At 40.6% G+C, this 19320-nt stretch carries 21 protein-coding genes; 13 read left to right on the forward strand and 8 right to left on the reverse strand.

The features are described 5' to 3' along the window. Positions 1-184 precede the first annotated feature (184 nt). Genes SGI74_04195 through SGI74_04205 form a run of 3 tightly spaced genes read right to left on the reverse strand, consistent with a single transcriptional unit; the run spans position 185 to position 2804 of the window. Positions 185-937: a biotin--[acetyl-CoA-carboxylase] ligase gene (locus SGI74_04195; protein MDZ4676690.1), complete on the reverse strand. Its 753-nt coding sequence runs from the start codon at positions 935-937 to the stop codon at positions 185-187. Between the two features lie 2 nt (positions 938-939). Then, the gene (gene nadC, locus SGI74_04200) at positions 940-1764 is read right to left on the reverse strand and encodes a carboxylating nicotinate-nucleotide diphosphorylase (protein MDZ4676691.1); all 825 of its coding nucleotides are present in this window, start codon (positions 1762-1764) and stop codon (positions 940-942) included. Then, positions 1761-2804, reverse strand: a complete 1044-nt coding sequence (locus SGI74_04205; protein MDZ4676692.1) for a response regulator — start codon at positions 2802-2804, stop codon at positions 1761-1763. The genes nadC and SGI74_04205 overlap by 4 nt, the downstream gene beginning before the upstream one ends. Before the next feature lie 119 nt (positions 2805-2923). On the opposite strand from SGI74_04205, the gene lptG reads away from it, so the two are divergent. The 9 genes from lptG (at position 2924) to SGI74_04250 (ending at position 11812) form a co-directional block, all read left to right on the forward strand. Continuing rightward, positions 2924-4003, forward strand: coding sequence for an LPS export ABC transporter permease LptG (lptG, locus tag SGI74_04210; protein MDZ4676693.1), 1080 nt, complete (start codon positions 2924-2926; stop codon positions 4001-4003). A gap of 28 nt (positions 4004-4031) precedes the next feature. Further along, the gene (gene def / locus SGI74_04215; GenBank protein MDZ4676694.1) at positions 4032-4625 is read left to right on the forward strand and encodes a peptide deformylase; all 594 of its coding nucleotides are present in this window, start codon (positions 4032-4034) and stop codon (positions 4623-4625) included. Between the two features lie 6 nt (positions 4626-4631). After that, positions 4632-5606 carry a methionyl-tRNA formyltransferase gene (gene fmt / locus SGI74_04220; GenBank protein ID MDZ4676695.1) on the forward strand — a complete coding sequence of 325 codons (975 nt, stop codon included), beginning with the start codon at positions 4632-4634 and terminating at the stop codon, positions 5604-5606. Beyond that, entirely contained in the window at positions 5596-6249 is a 654-nt protein-coding gene (gene rpe / locus SGI74_04225; protein ID MDZ4676696.1) for a ribulose-phosphate 3-epimerase, read from the forward strand. Before fmt ends, rpe begins: the two co-directional genes overlap by 11 nt. Before the next feature lie 6 nt (positions 6250-6255). Beyond that, positions 6256-7782 carry a histidine ammonia-lyase gene (gene hutH, locus SGI74_04230; protein MDZ4676697.1) on the forward strand — a complete coding sequence of 509 codons (1527 nt, stop codon included), beginning with the start codon at positions 6256-6258 and terminating at the stop codon, positions 7780-7782. Continuing rightward, positions 7776-9434 (forward strand): urocanate hydratase, encoded by a 1659-nt coding sequence (hutU, locus tag SGI74_04235; protein ID MDZ4676698.1) that lies wholly within the window; start codon positions 7776-7778, stop codon positions 9432-9434. Before hutH ends, hutU begins: the two co-directional genes overlap by 7 nt. Beyond that, the gene (hutI, locus tag SGI74_04240) at positions 9431-10675 is read left to right on the forward strand and encodes an imidazolonepropionase (GenBank protein MDZ4676699.1); all 1245 of its coding nucleotides are present in this window, start codon (positions 9431-9433) and stop codon (positions 10673-10675) included. The genes hutU and hutI overlap by 4 nt, the downstream gene beginning before the upstream one ends. 121 nt (positions 10676-10796) lie before the next feature. Further along, positions 10797-11216, forward strand: coding sequence for a hypothetical protein (locus SGI74_04245; protein MDZ4676700.1), 420 nt, complete (start codon positions 10797-10799; stop codon positions 11214-11216). Continuing rightward, positions 11198-11812, forward strand: a complete 615-nt coding sequence (locus SGI74_04250) for a phosphatase PAP2 family protein (GenBank protein MDZ4676701.1) — start codon at positions 11198-11200, stop codon at positions 11810-11812. The genes SGI74_04245 and SGI74_04250 overlap by 19 nt, the downstream gene beginning before the upstream one ends. Before the next feature lie 3 nt (positions 11813-11815). On the opposite strand, the gene SGI74_04255 is transcribed toward SGI74_04250, so the two are convergent. Beyond that, positions 11816-12475 (reverse strand): TlpA disulfide reductase family protein, encoded by a 660-nt coding sequence (locus SGI74_04255; protein ID MDZ4676702.1) that lies wholly within the window; start codon positions 12473-12475, stop codon positions 11816-11818. A gap of 16 nt (positions 12476-12491) precedes the next feature. Here SGI74_04255 and SGI74_04260 point away from each other — a divergent pair, with 16 nt between their 5' ends. Beyond that, positions 12492-12674 (forward strand): hypothetical protein, encoded by a 183-nt coding sequence (locus SGI74_04260; protein MDZ4676703.1) that lies wholly within the window; start codon positions 12492-12494, stop codon positions 12672-12674. 29 nt (positions 12675-12703) lie between these two features. Here SGI74_04260 and SGI74_04265 read toward each other — a convergent pair whose 3' ends face one another. Further along, the gene (locus SGI74_04265; GenBank protein MDZ4676704.1) at positions 12704-13810 is read right to left on the reverse strand and encodes a hypothetical protein; all 1107 of its coding nucleotides are present in this window, start codon (positions 13808-13810) and stop codon (positions 12704-12706) included. Here SGI74_04265 and SGI74_04270 point away from each other — a divergent pair. After that, on the forward strand, positions 13809-14006 hold the full coding sequence (locus tag SGI74_04270; protein ID MDZ4676705.1) for a hypothetical protein: 198 nt from the start codon (positions 13809-13811) through the stop codon (positions 14004-14006). The genes SGI74_04265 and SGI74_04270 overlap by 2 nt on opposite strands. A gap of 212 nt (positions 14007-14218) precedes the next feature. Here SGI74_04270 and SGI74_04275 read toward each other — a convergent pair whose 3' ends face one another. Both SGI74_04275 and SGI74_04280 read right to left on the reverse strand, forming a co-directional pair. After that, positions 14219-15094 carry a hypothetical protein gene (locus SGI74_04275; protein MDZ4676706.1) on the reverse strand — a complete coding sequence of 292 codons (876 nt, stop codon included), beginning with the start codon at positions 15092-15094 and terminating at the stop codon, positions 14219-14221. A gap of 25 nt (positions 15095-15119) precedes the next feature. Continuing rightward, entirely contained in the window at positions 15120-15890 is a 771-nt protein-coding gene (locus SGI74_04280; GenBank protein ID MDZ4676707.1) for a lysophospholipid acyltransferase family protein, read from the reverse strand. A 53-nt stretch (positions 15891-15943) separates the two neighbouring features. On the opposite strand from SGI74_04280, the gene glpK reads away from it, so the two are divergent. After that, the gene (gene glpK, locus SGI74_04285; GenBank protein ID MDZ4676708.1) at positions 15944-17422 is read left to right on the forward strand and encodes a glycerol kinase GlpK; all 1479 of its coding nucleotides are present in this window, start codon (positions 15944-15946) and stop codon (positions 17420-17422) included. Between the two features lie 16 nt (positions 17423-17438). Here the strand turns inward: glpK and SGI74_04290 are convergent, their stop codons facing one another. After that, entirely contained in the window at positions 17439-19049 is a 1611-nt protein-coding gene (locus SGI74_04290; protein MDZ4676709.1) for a hypothetical protein, read from the reverse strand. Between the two features lie 88 nt (positions 19050-19137). Between SGI74_04290 and SGI74_04295 the strand changes: the two genes are divergently transcribed. Further along, a partial coding sequence (locus SGI74_04295) for a hypothetical protein (GenBank protein MDZ4676710.1) occupies positions 19138-19320 on the forward strand: 183 nt, incomplete at its 3' end.

Below are 19320 nucleotides of genomic sequence, written 5' to 3' on the forward strand. Positions count from 1 at the left end.
CCAGGGGGTAATGTGTACACCACTTACTAGAGCAACCGGTGTGCCATACCTTGGTCTAGCTTTTAACGACTAAAGAAGTGAGTTGCTCATGAAAGCGGTGCCCCTATTCGGCAATGGAAAAGAAAAAAGCCCAAACGAACGTTGGGCTAAGTAGCTGATAATAAATGATTTAATTATCTAAATGTCAAAGTTCTTGCCAGTTGATCTTACCGCGCTCAAGAACAAGAGACCCATTTCCTTCTACAAGCTTCACGGGGTTTTCTTGATATGCGGGGTGACGATTAAGGGCAGAAACTAATCGAGGAGAAAGTTTTTTAAGCCATGCTTCTTCTTGCCCAGCAGCGCGCTTTTCTAAATGAACAAGACGTGTTCCAAAGTAATCTAAAAACTGAGCCCATGTGTCAGAGCTTAGTTGATCAGACCCTGTATAGGCATTGAGATGCGTTGCCGTCGCAGCATGTTGAGTTGGATAGGAGAAAATATTAAGACCAACACCAATATGTAAATAGTGAACATCGCCCTCTTGGGTGTGCTCAGCAATAACGCCGCCCACTTTTTTATCACCAATATAAATATCATTAGGAGCTTTGAGGCTAAATCGTACAAATTTAAATGCTTCGCTCAAAGATTCATAAAGATACAAACCAATGCCAAGAGTCCATCGTGGGTCAGCACCTTCACCGTAAAGTTCCATAAACCATGTTGAGAGAAAACTTTTGCCGTGCCCGTCGTCTTCCCATGTGTTTGTTCCGCGTCCACGACCCTCGGCTTGATGTTTTGCAACAATCAAAGTGGGCTTTGTGAAATCATCAGTATGTGTTTTTGAATATGTTTGTGTGCTATCGACAGTTTCAAGACCCACATAATTCCAACCAAAGTTGGGACGTTTGCAAAGACGGGCCGCTGTTTCTGATAAATCAAATGGAAGTTCGTTCATAATTACCTTTCAAAAAGTAAACTTACATCAGCATTTGGCGCTGAATGGGTGATTTGACCAACACTGATGAAATCAACCCCTAGTTTAGCCACAGATTCGATTCGGTCAAGAGTCATGTTGCCACTTGCTTCAATAATACTTTTTCCAGCGATAAGTTTAACGGCCTTCTCTGTGAGCTCGTTATTCATATTATCGAGTAAAATGCGCTCTGTATTGCAGCTAAGGGCTTCATTAATTTCATCAAGATTGGTTACTTCGACCTCTACGGGCATCTTTGGATGCTGAGAACGTGTGAGTTTTACACACTCAAGAATACTTCCGGCGGCTCGAATATGATTTTCTTTGATCAAAATACCGTCAGAAAGATTCATGCGATGATTACTGCCCCCACCATGTAAAACAGCATTTTTCTCTAAGTTACGAAAACCGGGTGTTGTTTTGCGGGTATCAGTGATTTTACATCGTGTGCCCTTTGTTTTCTCAACAAACAGAGATGTCAAAGTCGCAATGCCTGAGAGATGGCCTAAAAAATTAAGTGCCGTACGCTCACCTTTTAGTAATACAGATAATTTTCCTGAAAGTTCACAGATGTTTTGCCCTCGCGTTACGCGATCGCCATCTTTAAAATGCCATTTAATTTCGGTTTTGGAATCTAAGAGCTTAAAAGTAGCATCAAAGAGTGTGCACCCTGAAAGTGTGAGATCTTGTTTGGCTAGAAGTTTTGCTTTACCTGATTTATTTTCAAACCCCAAACTATCGGTGGTGATATCACCTGAGGGCATGTCTTCTTGGAGTGCTTGTTTAACAATAGTGTTTATATCAATCACTTCGATTCTTCGTTCAAAAGCCGTTTAAGTTCTTCGCGAATAATATTTGTGGCAATTTCTGGGACTACTTTCCAAACAACTTGTTCAATTATTTTTCTAGTCTCTGCTCGAAGCTCATCCATATTTACCAATGTTTTTGGATCAACTTGTGTGTGCGATGATTCAAATTGCGCATGTAAGGGTGAGCCGATTTCTGTAACACCCGTTTTCGAAGGTGTCTTGGGTGTAGGTGTGATCGGTTCAGCTGGTGGTGTATTGAGCTCAACTGGTTCGCTATGTGCTGGAGTGGCTGATGGCTTTAAAAGAAAATCAGAATTTGAAATAGCTGATTCGCTGTATTGAAACGCCACTGTGTTTTCTTCTTGGCCTTCATCGGGAATGGGAACTTGAAATTTACCTAAATCTTTTCTAACCCACTCGTTATCACCAGACCAAATAGTATTGTCAGGGGCCGCGGGCATTTCGCTGCTCATAGGTTCAGAAGTTATCGGTGTTGAAGTTTTGTCTGGTTGGGTTTCTTTCATAAATGCTGAAATGTCATCAAACGAATCCATGTTCCATCCCACCGGTTGTTCAGGTTTTGGTATTGCTGAATTTGTCTGTGTTGTTTGTGCGGGCATTGCAAAATCTAGAGCCGGAAAATCAAGATGCTTAGCGATAGGATTAGTTTGAGATTTTTGAACGTATTTTGTGATGAGTGAGCGAAGGCCTGAAACTTCAAAAGGCTTTTCTAATTTGTCTTCTGCTCCAGAGGCTTTGAACTTGGCATCATCAAATGCCATAAATGAGCTCCAAAGCATAATAACCGGAGTTTTTTTTAAGCTTGCGTCACTTTTGATTTCAGTTGCGATCTCGTAACCGGTTTTATGAGGAAGCAGTACGTCAACAAATGCGATATCCGGCTTAAAACTACGAGCCACATCCATCACATCTTTGCCAGATCCGACAGAACGCAATTCTACTCCAAAATCTTGGAGAGAAAGTTGAACGACCTTTTTGATAGCAGCACTATCGTCTGCTAACAGAACTTTTAAGGGCATAGGCCTCTTTGATCCTTGGCAAAAAAATTCATTAAAATTCTTAACAACTATGCGTTTTAACCCTACTTAATTGGTTAGATTGAGTTGCTCGAAGTGTCAAGGTGCTTTAGTCTAAATGTGTGTTATCAATCATCGATCGTTACATATCAAAGGAGTTTTTAAAGTACTTTGCCGCCGCGCTCATAGTATTTTCAACGCTATTTCTAGTCGTTGATATGCTATCGACCGTTTGGCAGCTAAAGGGCGATAGCACCACCATCTGGCGTTACTATCTCTATAATCTTCCGATGATTATATACCGCATGACACCTGTGAGTTGCCTCATGGCAACGATATTCACGATTAGTGTGATGAGTCGCAATAATGAACTGGTGGCCCTTTTTAGTTCAGGTTTAAGTCTTGCGCGCGCCGCAGCACCGATTTTGGTCATGACCTTACTCATCGCCATTGGGAGTTTTTTCGTAAGCGATAAGCTCATTCCATCATTTACGAAACTGAGAAATTACATCTACTTTGTCGAAATTAAAAAACAACCTTGGTTTTACTATACCGTTAAGGTGAATAAAATTTGGTATCGCAGTAAAGATCTCATCTACAATATCAAAACTTTGAATCCTGAAAAAAATCTTGTTCAAGGTTTAACAATTTATTATTTCAATCCTGATTGGCAACTCACGCAAGTTATCGTCGCAGCAGAAGGGCATTTTCAGGGCTCTAACTGGATTTTACAAAACGGTTCGGTCACACTTTTTTTGGATGACTCAAGTTTTCCGCTCACTCAGACGTTTAAAGAAAAAACCATTACTCTTGATGAAAAGCCTACAGATATTCAAGGTATTGATGCCAACAGTGATCTCATGACGGTGGGAGAACTGAGGCGATATATTAAAAAGAATAAAGATGCAGCCCTTGATACCACTCGCTATGAAGTCGCTTATCACGGAAAATTTGCCTTTGCCTTTGTGAGTTTTGTAATGGCGTTTTTAGGAATACCATTTAGTGTTTCTAAAGATAAAAGCGGAAGTTTTGCTCTGAGCATTGGACTCTGTTTTGGCTTTGTTTTTATGTACTGGACGCTTGTTTCTATAGGTTTAAGCCTTGGTAGAAACGGTACTGTGAATGCGTTTTTAGCAGCTTGGACACCAAATGCCGTGATGCTCTCAATGGCCGTTTTCTTTCTCTTGCGCCTTAAAAAATAATCAAATATTGTAGTGAGTTACAGTCAACTTGAAAGGTGCTTCTGTGGCGATTTTGGGAATCAAAACATATCCAGATGACGTTCTCAAACAGGTCGCAAAGCCTGTCACTGAAGTAACTCCTGAATTAGTGAAGCTAGCAGAAGACATGCTTGAGACAATGTATGCTGCCCCCGGTATTGGGCTTGCGGCTCCTCAAGTGGGAGAATCAATTAGACTCATTGTTATTGATTCGCGCATGCGCGATGAAAACGGCCGGGCTGATTACACAGATATGACTGAGCTTGAAAAACAGGTGAGTTTTCCTTTGAGACTATTTAATCCGGTAATATTATTAAGTGAAGGAAGTGCAACTTTTGATGAGGGGTGTCTTTCTGTACCGGGTTTTGTCGAGACAGTGCGGCGCGCTAATTATGTGGAAGTCGAAGCACTTGATTCTCAGAATAAAAAAATCCACATTAAAACTGATGGCTTGCTTTCAATATGTATTCAGCATGAAATAGACCATCTTGACGGAAAACTTTTTATTGATCGCTTAAGCACGGTAAAACGCGCTTTGATTAAGTCGAAAATCAAAAAGCATGGTTACCCCGATAGTGCAGATCAAAAACAGCATATTTTGTAAGGGCCAATGAAAATTAAAGTCGTTTTTTTAGGTACACCAGAGTTTGCTTGTCCGACATTAGATTATCTATTGTCAGAACATGATCAATACGAAGTTTGTGGTGTGGTCACCCAACCTTCAAAACCTTCAGGTCGTAATCTTGAAGTTAAAAAATCAAGAGTTCAAGAGTTAGCTGAGTCACATCTCAACACACTCAGTAGGCTTCAAAAAAAGTTTCCGATACTTTTGCCTCCCAATATCAATGACGTATCGGTATTAAAACAAATTCAAGCGCTTGATGCCCATATTGCCGTCGTTGTGGCTTACGGGCAGATTTTGCATCCTGCATTTATGACGATTTTTAAACATGGCGCTGTGAATGTTCACGCAAGTCTTCTCCCTCGCTGGCGAGGAGCAGCCCCTATTGCTTGGGCGCTTTTAAAACAAGATCCTGTCACAGGTGTGACGCTTCAAAAAATCGCAACAAAACTTGATTCAGGAGACATCATTGGCCAACATCAAGTCGTTTTAGATGAAACTTGGGATGCATCGATACTCTACACAGAATTAAGTAAACGTGGTGCAGATTTAGTTCGTCGCTATTTACCTGATTACGTCTCTGGAAAATTAAAAACAACACCACAAGATGAAACAAAAGTTACTTTGGCTCCGAAGATCACAAAAGAACAAGGCCATATTGACTGGAATAATACAGCTAAAGATATTTGTGCTCAGATCAATGCATTAACACCTTGGCCGGGTACCTGGACAACACGGGATGCAAAGCAGTTAAAAGTTCTAAGAGCAAATCCTATTGAATATCAAAGTAAAGAAAAACCAGGTTCGGTCATCAGTGTTGATAAAACAAATTTTGTTGTTCAATGCGGAGAAGGTTCTTCACTTATGGTTTTAGTGGTGCAGCCCGAGAGTCGTGCGCGTATGCCTGCATCTGCTTATCTTAAAGGTTATCCTTTCAAAAAAGGAGACTTCCTTGGCGGCTGATGTACTTATAGCCCCAAGTATTCTCTCTTGCGATTTTGCACGTCTTGGTGAAGAAATTTTAAAAGCTGAAGCCGCAGGTGCTGATTGGGTTCATGTAGATGTCATGGACGGTCACTTTGTCGATAATCTCACAATTGGCCCCCCAGTTATTGCGTGTATTAAAAAAGTTGCGAGTCGTCCACTTGATGTTCACTTGATGATTGAGCGCCCTGAATTAAGTATTGAGCGTTATGTTAAAGCGGGTGCTGATTATTTAACAATTCATGTAGAGGCCACGAAAGATCCGACTCAAGTGTTAAAAAATATTCGAAGTTTTGGTGCTAAACCTGGAATTACTTTGCGGCCGGGAACTCCTTTAAATGAAATTATAAAATATCTTGAACATGTAGATCTTGTTTTGGTGATGACGGTTAATCCCGGTTGGGGTGGTCAGGCCTTTATGCCCGAGCAGCTTGAAAAAGTAAAAACACTTAAAGCTTGGGCTGATAAAAATAATCCCAAGCTCTTTATTGAAGTAGACGGTGGTATTAATGCTACAACGGCGCCACAAGCAAGAGCTGCTGGAGCAAATGTTTTTGTTGCAGGAAATGCAGTGTTTAAAACCGACGATTATAAAAAAGCCATTGAGTCTTTAAGAGGTTAATCATAAATGAAAATTACAGGTGAAAATCTCAACATTGAAAACGTGTGGCTCGTGGCATATGGCCAAGAAAAAGTAGAGCTAGCCCCGAGCTGTAAAAAAAAGATGCTCGAAAGTCGTCGTTATATTGAGCAGTTTCTTAAAAAAGGGAAAACTGTTTACGGAGTCAACACTGGCTTTGGTGCTTTGAGCTCGGTTTCTATTTCTAATGATCAAATAATCGAACTACAAAAAAATCTTATTCGTTCACACTCAGTGGGTGTTGGCGAAATTTTCACAATTGAAGAAACAAGGGCTATTTTACTTTTGCGCGCAAATGCTTTAGCTCGAGGTCATAGTGGTGTGCGTGTTGATGTGGTTGAAAAACTTTTAGAATTTTTAAATAAAAACGTTATGCCGGTCGTGCCTGGTCAAGGAAGTGTTGGCGCAAGTGGTGATCTTGCACCTCTTGCACATGTGGCACTTGCACTGATGGGTGAAGGCGAAGTTATTTATAAAAATAAACGTATGAAAACTTCGAATGCATTAAAAGCAGCACGCATCGAACCGATATTGCTGCAAGCTAAAGAGGGCTTATCGTTAATTAATGGTTGCCAAGTGATGACAGCCGTCGGGTTACTCAATACTTATGAGGCCAGACGACTTAATTGGCTCACTGATCTTGCGGGCAGCATGTCTTTAGAGGCAATGAGAGGTGCGAGATCAGCCTTTGATCCTTTAATCGCTGCGACACGGGCGCATCCCGGTGAGGCAAAAACTGCACGTAATCTTTTAAGAATCATGGGCAAAAATTCAAAAATTTCACTGAGTCATGAAGATTGTGGCAGAGTTCAAGACGCATATTCTTTAAGGTGCATGCCCCAAGTTCATGGCGCTGCCAAAGACACACTTCGCTATGTTTCGGGCATATTAGAAGTTGAATCTAATAGTTCAACTGATAACCCACTTGTTTTTGCTGATAAGAAAAAAGTTTTAAGCTGCGGCAATTTTCATGGTGAACCAGTGGCGTTCGCCTTAGATTTTTTAGGCATCAGTGTTGCCGCCACTGCATCAATTAGTGAATGTCGTATTGAAAAATTAATTAACCCAGCCATGAGCGGGCTCCCAGCATTTTTAGCAGAAAATAGTGGGTTAAATTCTGGAATGATGATTGTGCAAGTTGCGGCAGCTTCCTTGGTGAGCGAAAATAAAATATTAAGCCACCCGGCTAGTGTTGATAGTATTCCCACATCAGCTGATAAAGAAGATCACGTGAGCATGGGTACAATTGCAGCTCGAAAACTTGGCAAAATTGTTCGCAACGCTGAAAATGTTTGCGCTATGGAGCTCCTGTGTGCGGCTCAAGGACTTGATTTTTTAAAACCACTTAAACCATCAGCTGGAGTTTTAAGCGGGTATAACGCTATTCGAAAAGTTGTGCCCTATGCTTCTAAAGATCGTACATTTCACATTGATATTACGGCTATTCGTGAATTAATCCGTTCAGGAAAATTGTTAAAAGCAGTTACAGATGTCACCGGAGATTTAGAATGGTAAGTGGCCCACGAAAAGTTAAAGCCCCAACAGGTTCTGCACTCACTTGCAAAGGTTGGCTTCAAGAAGCTGCTTATAGAATGATTCAAAATAATTTAGACCCAGCTGTTGCAGAAAAGCCAAATGAACTTATCGTCTATGGAGGGCTGGGAAAAGCCGCTCGCAATTGGGAATGTTTTGATAAAATATTAAAATCTTTAGAAAGCCTTTCAGACGATGAGACCTTACTTATTCAAAGTGGAAAAGCTGTAGGCATTTTTAAAACACATCGTGACGCCCCAAGAGTTTTACTCGCAAATAGTAATCTTGTTCCCAAATGGGCTAATTGGGAACATTTCAACGAGCTCGATCAAAAAGGTCTTATGATGTATGGCCAAATGACCGCTGGCTCATGGATTTATATTGGCTCACAAGGAATCATTCAAGGTACTTACGAAACTTTTGCTGAATGTGGTCGACAACATTTTGATGATAATCTTTCAAATCGCTGGGTTTTAACAGCGGGGTTAGGCGGCATGGGTGGAGCTCAACCTTTAGCTGCTGCATTTGCCGGGGCGTCAAGTCTAAGTATTGAAGTAGATCCAGAAAGAATTAAAAAACGTTTGCAATCAGCATATATCGATGAAGAAGCTCCCACCTTAGAAGAAGCTGTAGCGCGAGTGAAGCAGTATGCAAAAGAAGGCAAAGCTCGAAGTGTTGCGTATTGTGGAAACATGAGTGAAGTCATTCATCAGCTTATCGAAATGAATGTTGTACCAGATATCTTAACTGATCAAACAAGTGCCCATGATCCGCTTAATGGCTATGTTCCTGAGGGTTACACGCCAGGAATAAACGGCACAGCAACGGCATTAAGAAAATCTGATTCTAAAAAATATTTAGCACTCGCAATGACGTCGATCAAAAAACATGTTGAAGGTATGCTCAAACTTAAAAGCATGGGTGCTGTAACTTTTGATTACGGGAACAACATTCGCGCCATGGCTAAAGAAGCAGGGTGTGAAAAGGCATTTGATATTCCAGGTTTTGTTCCTGAATATATTCGCCCGCTTTTTTGTGAGGGCCAAGGCCCGTTTAGATGGGTGGCACTATCGGGTGATCCCAACGATATTAAAGTAACTGACGATGCGTTGTTAGAACTTTTTCCTCACAATAAAAAACTTCATAACTGGATCAACAAGGCACAAGAGCGCATTAAATTTCAAGGTTTGCCCGCAAGAATTTGTTGGCTTGGTTATGGTGAGCGCGACAAAGCGGGGCTTTTGTTTAATGACCTAGTTAAAAAACGTTTAGTAAAAGCTCCGATTGTTATTGGGCGTGATCATCTTGACTGTGGAAGTGTTGCCAGCCCCAATCGTGAAACTGAGGGCATGCTTGATGGCAGTGATGCTGTCGCTGATTGGCCAATACTTAATGCACTTTTAAATACGGCTTGTGGCGCTACTTGGGTGAGCTTTCATCAAGGTGGTGGTGTTGGTATGGGTTATAGCCTTCATGCTGGGCAAGTTATCGTCGCTGACGGAACCGTCGAAGCAGCACTTCGCTTGCGTCGTGTGTTAACGGCAGATCCAGGCATGGGTATTATTCGACATGTAGATGCTGGATACACAAAGGCTCAGCAAGTTGCTCGTGAACGTGGTGTGCAAATTCCATGATCGTCATTCATAATATCGGTCAACTTGTCACACTTGAAGGTGCAGTTAAAAAACAAGGCCGTAATATTGTATTTCAAGATCTTGGTATCATCACTGACGCATGTCTTGTGCTCAATGGCATTGGGCGCAAATGCAAAGTTGAGTGGGTCGGAAAATCAAGTGATCTGCCAAAGAAATATAATAAAGCTAAAAAGATAAACGCAAATAAGCAATTGGTCATGCCCGGGTTTGTTGACAGTCACACCCATCTTGTTTTTGCGGGCGATCGTTCTCGAGAATTTGAAATGCGACTTGCTGGTCACACCTACCAAGAAATAGCACTCGCAGGTGGCGGCATTGTTAAAACAATGACGGCAACACGCTTAATTTCTCAAGCTGATTTATTAAAAATAAGTTTAAAGCGAGTGGACACTTTTTTACGTCAAGGTGTTACCACTTTTGAAATTAAAACGGGTTACGGTCTTGATTTTGATTCAGAAGAAAAATGCTTAAAAATAATCGATAAACTTAAAAAAACAACACCCGCAACGATTGTCGCCACATTTTTAGCCGCCCATGCGGTTCCACCAGAATATAAAGGCAAAAAAACAGAATACACAAAGCTCGTAGCAACAAAGTGGCTCCCCAAGCTAAAAAAGTATTGTGATTACCTCGATATGTTTTTAGATGAAGGTTATTTTGACAAAGAAGATGCTGAAGTACTTTTAACTCAAGCACAGAAGTATAAAATACGTATAAAGCTTCATGCCGATGAACTCAAACTTACAGGTGGCACACAAACGGCTTGTAAGTTTAATGCGCTATCGGCTGATCATTTGCTTCAGATTTCGCAAAAAGAAATTGAGCTACTTTCAAAAAGTGAAGTGACTGCCACACTTTTACCCACTACAGCATTTTTTCTAAAAGCCGCCTATGCTCCAGCAAGAAGGCTTCTTGATAGCGGTGCACGCGTAGCCTTGGCCACAGATTTCAACCCAGGTACTTCTCCAACCCAAGATATTTCTTTAGTGGCCGTGCTTGCTGCACTTCAAATGCACATGAAGACAGAAGAAATAATTACAGCACTTACGCTCAATGGTGCCTACGCCTTAGGTCTAGCTGAAAAAAAGGGAGCACTATTAAAGGGTTATGATGCTGATTTTATAATGCTTGAGTCAAACAGTGTTGCAAAGGTGTTTTACGAGTTCGGGCAGGTGCAAAGAAATCTCAAAGTTTTCACCAATGGATCCTTTTACTCTTAAATTAAGAGTGTTAGAATTTGATCAAGCAAATAAAATGATTTGCTTTTCAATTAAGAATATTTCTAAGCTGAGACTAAGACAAACATCTAAGATTTTACTTCAAGGGAGAGGGGACAAATCCATGGAAGCGATTGAGACTCAGCCGCCTGCGGCTCAGATGGTCACACAATCCCGTTTTTTCACAACTGATTTTAATACCGCAATCATTGACGGTCCATTAAGAATTTATTTTGCTGATCGTCAAGAATCAGAGGCTTTGAGAATCTATTTCAATATACAAGAGACATTGATGCAAACGGGTATGAAGCTTGATTCGCTTCCGTTAGATATTCCAAATATGTATTTGATGCTTTATCCAACTAAGATTTCTTATTCTGAAGTTTTTGAAAAAGATGATGATCTTGCTGCCGAGCAATTTGGAGATCATTTGATTATGGGAATTCAAGGCGACAACTCTCCTGAGATTTCATCTAATGATCGTTTGCAACTCATTAGTCAACGTGTGAGAAATGTGTTTCAAGCATGGCCTATACTAAAATAAATAGGCTCATCGCATATCCGTTGACCTATTTTTATGTGATGGCTGGCTATATTATCACTAATTATAATTCGTTGAATCCTCCACAGTTTTTGCCACTTACATTTTTAGACATGCAAATACCATTTTTAGAATGGACGGGTTGGATTTACTGCACAGTATATTTTGTGCCTTTGATCGCTGCTTTTGTGGTGACAAAAGATCGTGATATAAAAGCCATGCTTACTTGCTTTCTAGTTTTATCTACACTTTGTTTTATTGTTTTTCTCATGCATCCAACGACTTACCCACGGCCAACACTTTCAGAGCCGAATTTTTTCAACTTCCCTTTGCAAATTGCATTTCAAATTGATCGCCCATCAAACTGTTGGCCTTCTTTGCATGTTGTTTACGCTTTTTTAACAGCATTTTTTGTACAACTCTATAAGCCACGTCTTGGAAGTTTTTTGCTCCTGTGGGCCATCGTCATTGCAATTTCAACACTCACAGTAAAGCAGCATTATCTTTGGGATGTGTTAGCGGGATATCTTTTAGCGCGCGTGGGATTTAAAGCATCGATGATGTTTTGGTCTCGTCAAAGTGTGGTTTCACGTACCTAAAACTTACTCGGTCAACAGCTGTTCTATAAACTTCACACTGGCTTCGCTGCCCCAGTCATTAGCACCATAACCTTGGGCAACAAGTCTTCCTTGTTTATCGAGTACAAAATTACTGGGCAGTGATTCAATATTAAATTTTTCTGATTCTGAATGAGTTGGATCATAAAACGTCGCAAACGGAAATTTCCTGGCTTTCCAAAAATCTGGAACAAACTTTGAGGCGGTATCAGGTTCGTCAACATTGAGTGGAATAATCACAAGACCTTTGGATGCGAGTTTTTCATGGAGGTCAATAAAGGTTGGCAGTTCAATCAAACAAGGTGTGCACCAGCTAGCCCAAAATGAAAGCAGTACGACTTTTCCTTTAAAATCACTTAGGCGTTTGGTGTTACCTGGACTTGCGACCATAAGAATGTCTGGAACCACTTTTCTTTTCTCAGGCGCAGGAACATCTGTTGGGCCATCTTGTATATCAGCAATATTTTCGTCATGATAATGAGAGGAGCGGAGATAGCCAATGCTAGCAAAAAAGACAATCGCGCACATGATGAGGACTTTTCCCCAAAAAGGAATATTTATGCGTTTCTGTGGGCGATTAGAGTCTCCCACAGGCCCTTCTGATTGTCTTAAGACGACTTCTTCTTGGTCTTCTGTTTCATTCATAGGCCCTAAGAGTAGCTTGAGAAAAGCATCGGGACAAGTTGTTTTAGAATACGTACTCCTTCTTACCGTGGCCCTTACTTTGGGGAGCATCATCATGACAAATTTGATCGGAACTGTCGATGAACCCAAGGGAATTCGCCAAGTATGGGGAAAGCTAATAAATGCTATCGGTGCAGATTATCCTGATAAACCTGACTGATTCTTAAATGCTCAGCCGTTTTTTTTGAATTACGGTGGTGTGATTCCGTGTTGCTGAAATGCGGCTAAGATTTGGCTGCGATGATTTGTTGTGAATACACCGTTTGTTACCAAAGTTTGATCAGCTGATAAGATGGCATTGAGCGCAGTTTTAAAAGTGTCATTACCTGTGAGAAGTTCAATATGAGCAAAAAATATTTTATCACTAATAGCAGCGCCCAAGTTTTGTCTGAGAGTCCACCAAGCTGTGCCCCAAACTCCACCCATGTAGTGAATTTCTTGGCCCGCTTGACCATAAGTGCGGTTATTGGCGGGGTTCACGGCTGTTCCATTAAACATTGTTTGTGCAGTAAGATTTTGATTTAATTCTGCATCGCGACCTGTAAGACCAGTTCTATTATTTAAGAAAAATTCACCGACAATACCTGAGTTAAAAACAATTTGTGAATGCACATCGGCTTGGCCTTCGTTAATGGCTCCAGCACATCCAGAGGCCGAAGGGCAACATGAAGCGCCAGAGCTAAAGCTACAACTAATAGCATAGTTACCCTGGGTAATTTGTCCGTTAGTACCATAGTCAACATTGGCATGGCCCATTTCATGGTCATACACAGATGCATCAAATGCAGATTCAAACGGCCCGACATAACTCATGCATGCAAAGTTTGCGATTTTTCCTGTCCAAAATGCATTAACACCGAGACCTTGATTTTTTGAAAAACTTCCATTTGCGTCGTAGCACATTGAATACACACCAACGTTTTTACCGGTGACATGCCAGCTATTGGGCAAAGTATTATTGGCGGTCATTTTTAAATTATCAATCCAGTAATATGCCATGAGCTGACCCAAGCGGTGATTCGAATCATTCACACTTGAGTAAATCCAATTGCCTTGAGCATCGGGGCGCGCACGGGCAAATGTAGATGTCGCAAATTGGCCGCTGCTATTTAGATAATCGGTGAGAACTCTAATATCAGCATTTTGCAAAAAATTATTTTGAGTTCCTGATACATTTACGTTTATCAGGTACTGATCAAAATTAATGGCACTCGATGGTGAAACCGTTGTGGTGTTTCCACTTGTTCCAAAACTATAGCCAATGGGATTAGGTAATCCAAATGAAGGACTCTTCATGAAAACTTTGGCGTTGTTGCCAGTAGTGGGTGAGGGTGCTGGCGATGATACGGGAGTTGTTCCTGGTGAAGCACCGGGTGAAGCACCGGGTGAAGCACCTGGGGTTGGAATCGGTGATGGCGATGTGCCTGGTTTTGAACCACCCGTTGAGGGATTATCTGTCTTGTTTGAAGAATCAACCAGATTGCGTGCGTAATTGGGATTACTCTGACATCCGAGAGTTAAAAAAATAGATAGCAATGTACTTACGATTAAAAAATTATGATTGATCCCCACACCCACCTTTCATAGCAAAATCGCAGCCAGACTGCGTTTCAGGGAATCAATAGGTTAGCAAATTAATGTTTCAAGTAAATGACTAATTTTTGATAGTGATAAAATTTTGCACAATTTTGAGGGGATTTAAAATTATTGAATTGAGTTTTCAACCCGGTCAAAGGTCGAGGTATCATTCACATCTGCACGATGGGCATTTATGAAATAACTTGCCGAACCATGAGCGGCCCCAAGCCATGGCTGATTCACGTTTATCTTCCAACAACTTTCAATGTGATTTGGCGATTGTCTAAATTGATAAATCACTTTTGAAGGTATTGAAAGTGTGGGTGTGCGCGCTTGCGGATCAAGGCTTTGTGCATGTTGAGTGGCAATGCGTTGTGCTTCTTCGGCAGTCACTTGATAACTTGTATTTACATTCGTCACATTTGAAATGTATGTGCTGTTAATCATAAATACATTGCCCTTACTGTCTTGATGAACGCGCACTTGAGCACCATCAATTGGAATGTCTTCATAGATTTGTTCAAAATTAGTAATGGTGCCAAGACTTGCAGTTTGTACTTGTGAGTTTTTAAGTTGTTCGGGGCTATCGATATTCATAATACTGCTAACTTGGTTGAGTAATCGACTCAGAGTTTCTGAGTCTGATTCACCTTCAAGTTTTTCAATATTAAATTTTCCAGAAAGACGAAAGGGTTTTCCTGCGGGGGAAATATCTAATTGAAATTTAGATTTGAATTTTTTCTCAAGTGCTGAGAGATCTTTAAATGGATTTATTTTTTTAACTTTCGATAAATCAGAAGGTTGTTGTCCAGAAGGGACTCGATTGTTTTGTACGGGAAGTGTTTTTAGTGTGTGATTTGTGACAACACCACTATAACCTTTGGGAGCGTTGGGGTCTTTTGGAGAATTTTCGTTTGAATAAAAAAGCACGCTGATTGCAGTGAATGAGACTGTAAAAATAACTGCAAAAATCCAAAACTTCCTTGTTTTGAGATGATTCAAAAAACATCCTTGTTTTTGAGGTCTGTTACCTCAGGTAAATATAACTTCTACTTTTCAACTCCAAATCAATTTGGAATTGAATCCTTTCACGCACTTGCTGGCTGATCTTGTGCACTAGGGCCCGATCCTCAGCTGCTGAAATAGGATAATCTAAAGTGATGGGTTCGAGAAACTTTATTTTCCATTTAGCAGGTAAAGGAATGATATTTAAGGGTAAAGGCAGGACAGTCCCAATTAAATATTTGGTAAATTTTAACTGGCTTAAATTAATGTGTGTCTCTTCGGCTCCAATGACAAGTGTTGGAATTATTGGCGATTTTGTCATGATTGCCATACGCACAAAGCCTCTTTTGAATTCTTGAAGGCGATATCTTTTACGGGTGGGTTTGAAGTTTCCGTATTCTCCTTCAGGGAATAAAATAATGAGATTATTTTTCTTTAACAGCTCAAGCCCATTGTTCATGGTGGCTTCGGTAATTCCCATTTTCTCAAGTGGAATGGTCGTAGATTTATGAATAAACCATAGGTGATGGGCTAAAATTCGAGCTATGCGACCAGTGTGATTTCGAATTTCATTTCCGAGCATAAAAGCATCAAATCCTGAGTAGCCAGAATGGTTAGGTATAATAAGCCCGCGGCCACGTTTAGGAATGTTTTCAAGGCCTTCAACTTCAAGGCGAAAATATTTTCGAATGATTTCTAAAATAAAACGTGGCATGACTTTGTAGAGCAGAGCATCGCGATCCATGGTTTTGAGATCAAATATTTTACTTTTTTTCTCGAAAAATGCTTTCACTCTTTTATCCTAATGGGTAAAACCCCATGTATCAAAACTTAAGGAGAAGCCCCATGTCATCGTATGTCTTAGCCATCGATCAAGGAACCACCGGAAGTACTGCGGTTATACTTGATTCCTCAGGTAAAGCGGTAGCGAAAGTTAATCAAGAGTACAAGCAAATATATCCGAAACCTGGGTGGGTTGAGCATGACCCTGAAGATATTTGGGACTCTGTTTTAGATGTTGTAAGAAAAGCCATTGAACAAGCGCATATTTCAGATGGCGACATTGCGGCTATCGGCATTACTAATCAGCGCGAGACAACATTGCTTTGGGATAAAAAAACATTTAATCCACTTCATAACGCCATTGTTTGGCAAGATCGCAGAACTGCTGATTTTTGTTTGAGCCTTAAGAAAAAGGGTTTTGAGAAAAAATTTCGCGCTAAAACAGGGTTGGTTTTGGACCCCTATTTTTCAGGAACCAAAATTCGTTGGTTACTAGATAATGTTTCAGGTGCCAGAAAATCTGCTCAAAATGGAAATGTGTCTTTTGGAACAATAGATACTTTTTTACTTTCGCGCCTTACAAATGGTGTTGTTCACGCCACTGATGTTTCAAATGCCTCCCGTACACTTTTAATGGATCTCAAAACATTAACTTGGGACAAAGATCTCTGCAAAATTTTAGGTGTGGAGATGAGCGTGCTTCCAGAAATCAAACCATCTATTGGTATTTTTGGTTACACAAAAGGAATCACCGGTCTTCGCGATGGAATTCCCATCAGTGGAATTGCGGGTGATCAACAATCAGCACTTTTTGGTCAAGCATGTTTTGAAGTGGGTGAAGCAAAATGTACTTTCGGTACTGGGAGTTTTTTACTTTTAAATACCGGGAATAAACCTGTGGCTTCAAAATCAGGGTGTCTCACGACCGTGGCTTGGCAATGGAAGGGTAAGGTTACCTATGCGCTTGAAGGCTCAGCTTTTATTTGTGGCGCTGCCGTTCAATGGTTACGCGATGGCCTTAAAATTATAAAATCAAGTGGTGAGATTGAAGCGCTCGCTCGTTTGGTTGAAGACACGGGCGGTGTTCAATTTGTGCCTGCATTGACAGGACTTGGAGCTCCTCACTGGGATCCTGAAGCAAGAGGTGTGATCACGGGCCTTACACGTGGATCTAATTCATCACATCTTGCCCGTGCAACTTTAGAGGGCATGGCCTTACAAAATGCAGATTTATTATTCGCCATGCAAAAAGATCTAAAGAAAAAATTAAAAAATATGAAGGTCGATGGCGGTGCTGTTGCCAATAATTTATTGATGCAACTTCAGGCTGATTATTTAGGCATTACTTGTGTTAGACCCCAGGTCATTGAAACTACAGCTCTGGGAGCAGCGTTCATGGCGGGTTTAGGTGTAGGTATTTGGAAGTCGTATGATGAGGTTAAAAAAGTATGGCAAAAAGACCGCGAATTTAAACCTGAGATAAGTAATAAAGTAAGGCAGATGCGTATAAAAAAATGGAACGAGGCCGTGACCAAGGCTTAACAAAGAAATATTGTTTCTATTTTTCCTTTACTAAAATTTGCATTTCGGGTTCGTGCACCTTGTATAAAATGTACGATAAAATTGAATCACGTGATGCACCAGCTGTGCTGATTGAAGATTTTTCTACACACGAAGTAATGCGGTTGATTCTATCTTTGAGCCAATGTGCTGAAGTGGGATCAAGAATAAAATAAAAAGCTTTAAGTGTGTTGCGAGGGGAATCATATTTTGAATCTATTTCATAATAGATAGCGGGCTCTGTTTTCTTTTTCCAAATTTTATGATCATAATTATAAGCTGAATATTCAATTAGAATTCTAGGAGTTTTTGTTTCAGCATCAACGACTTTTAAAACCGATTTAAATTTAATCGCGTCGTCTGATTTGGCTGAAAAATGCCAAAAATTTTGATCAACTACTTTTTGGTTACTGCTTGGTTCAATTGCTGATTTTGCAATTTCAAGTAGAGTTTTACCTTTAAGTTCTTCATTTATAATATCTTCGGTAAGTTTTAACCCTGTTATTTTTAACTCAGAGCCTTTTTGCTGATCTTCGATTCTATCAAGTGTAGAAGCTGTAAACCCGTTATTGTCGCACTCATGAATTACGGCCATGTCTGTTTTTAAAGTATCAAAAGCCCATTTTTTAATTTGTGTTGAGGTGGGTGTTTGTTTTGCTTCTGTTTTTTGGGTGCTCACTTTCTTTTCTACTGCCTGTAGAATTTCTGATGCCTTTGTGATCGTTGTTTGGGGATCAGTGTTCATGACAACTGGAGTTGTACCTTCAAGGCCACTAAATGACATTGTTTGATTTTGATCTTGCAGCAGTTTTAATACATCATCTTTTTTAGGACTCTGAGGAATTTGTGTGTTCTGTGGAAATTGTGAAATAATGCGAACACTTTTATCTCCGTGTTTAATTGTACCTTCGATGCTTACGCCCTTGTCTGTTTTTATAACTTTGAGATCATCTTTGGCCTGACTCCAGACATCTTCAGCGCGCAATTGCATGGGAATATCAGCAACTGACATTTCACGAACCAACGAAACTAATTTTTTAGCATTTAGCTTATTGAGCTGCTTTGAACGAAGATTAATTAAGTCTGCTACGGGATCATTTTTATAATTATTCTTAAGATCAGTAACAATCTGTGGGCAAGCAGCTCCGCCAAGACTCACGAGTATAGTATTTACGAGCCTTGTTTTTTCAGCCTCATGTAAACCAGGGTCATTAATCAATCGTGTTTCGATTTCACTGAGCACTTCACATTTACTGTGATTCGAAGCAGTATTTGCAGCCTTGATTTGCATCTGACGCTGAGTGAGAACTTCTTTTGGCTTTGTCGTTTGTTTAGCAGTTGTCCGTTTTTTATCAGCAGAAGCTTCTTCTACTTCAGTGTCTGTCGGAAATTCTTTCGCCGCGGCATCAGAGGTAACTGGAACGTTAATTGATGTGTCTATTGATGGAGCAGTTTGTGCGGGTAACTGGGGGGGCTCTGTGCCTGCTTGATCATTGAGTAATCCACCAGCACGAGTGATTCCATCAGGTGCTGATTTTTTGGGTTGTGGGCACGCTGTTAGCCAAATCAGGGCTGAAAAAATTAATGTGGTTTTAAAGTTAGAATTCATAAATCCCTCTCTCTTGCCATTACAATTAGCAAACGGTGTGCTCAGCCGAGGGCCAATTAACATGATTTGAAGCAATTATGCCTTTGAAATGAAGCCGTTTTTTGTCACTCAGAATCGAGCCAAGCTGCTAAACCACAAATTTCTATCTGTGGAAATTGGGTACATCGGCGGCAGTTTCCTGGAAAGTGATTCTGAAGGTTTTGAGTTGATGCTAGACCACGGGTCTAAAGACTTCTCTCTCCATCTTGGTATTGTTTTGTTTGCGACTAGA

The organism is Oligoflexia bacterium (assembly GCA_034439615.1).
Taxonomy (GTDB): domain Bacteria; phylum Bdellovibrionota; class Bdellovibrionia; order JABDDW01; family JABDDW01; genus JAWXAT01.

Excerpts from the sequence above, each read along its gene's own strand:
- SGI74_04195 (MDZ4676690.1), bottom strand. The coding sequence starts at position 937 with ATGAACGAACTTCCATTTGATTTATCAGAAACAGCGGCCCGTCTTTGC.
- SGI74_04205 (MDZ4676692.1), bottom strand. The coding sequence starts at position 2,804 with ATGCCCTTAAAAGTTCTGTTAGCAGACGATAGTGCTGCTATCAAAAAG.
- fmt (MDZ4676695.1), top strand. The coding sequence starts at position 4,632 with ATGAAAATTAAAGTCGTTTTTTTAGGTACACCAGAGTTTGCTTGTCCG.
- hutH (MDZ4676697.1), top strand. The coding sequence starts at position 6,256 with ATGAAAATTACAGGTGAAAATCTCAACATTGAAAACGTGTGGCTCGTG.
- hutU (MDZ4676698.1), top strand. The coding sequence starts at position 7,776 with ATGGTAAGTGGCCCACGAAAAGTTAAAGCCCCAACAGGTTCTGCACTC.
- hutI (MDZ4676699.1), top strand. The coding sequence starts at position 9,431 with ATGATCGTCATTCATAATATCGGTCAACTTGTCACACTTGAAGGTGCA.
- SGI74_04245 (MDZ4676700.1), top strand. The coding sequence starts at position 10,797 with ATGGAAGCGATTGAGACTCAGCCGCCTGCGGCTCAGATGGTCACACAA.
- SGI74_04250 (MDZ4676701.1), top strand. The coding sequence starts at position 11,198 with ATGGCCTATACTAAAATAAATAGGCTCATCGCATATCCGTTGACCTAT.
- SGI74_04255 (MDZ4676702.1), bottom strand. The coding sequence starts at position 12,475 with ATGAATGAAACAGAAGACCAAGAAGAAGTCGTCTTAAGACAATCAGAA.
- SGI74_04270 (MDZ4676705.1), top strand. The coding sequence starts at position 13,809 with ATGAAAACTTTGGCGTTGTTGCCAGTAGTGGGTGAGGGTGCTGGCGAT.
- SGI74_04265 (MDZ4676704.1), bottom strand. The coding sequence starts at position 13,810 with ATGAAGAGTCCTTCATTTGGATTACCTAATCCCATTGGCTATAGTTTT.
- glpK (MDZ4676708.1), top strand. The coding sequence starts at position 15,944 with ATGTCATCGTATGTCTTAGCCATCGATCAAGGAACCACCGGAAGTACT.
- SGI74_04290 (MDZ4676709.1), bottom strand. The coding sequence starts at position 19,049 with ATGAATTCTAACTTTAAAACCACATTAATTTTTTCAGCCCTGATTTGG.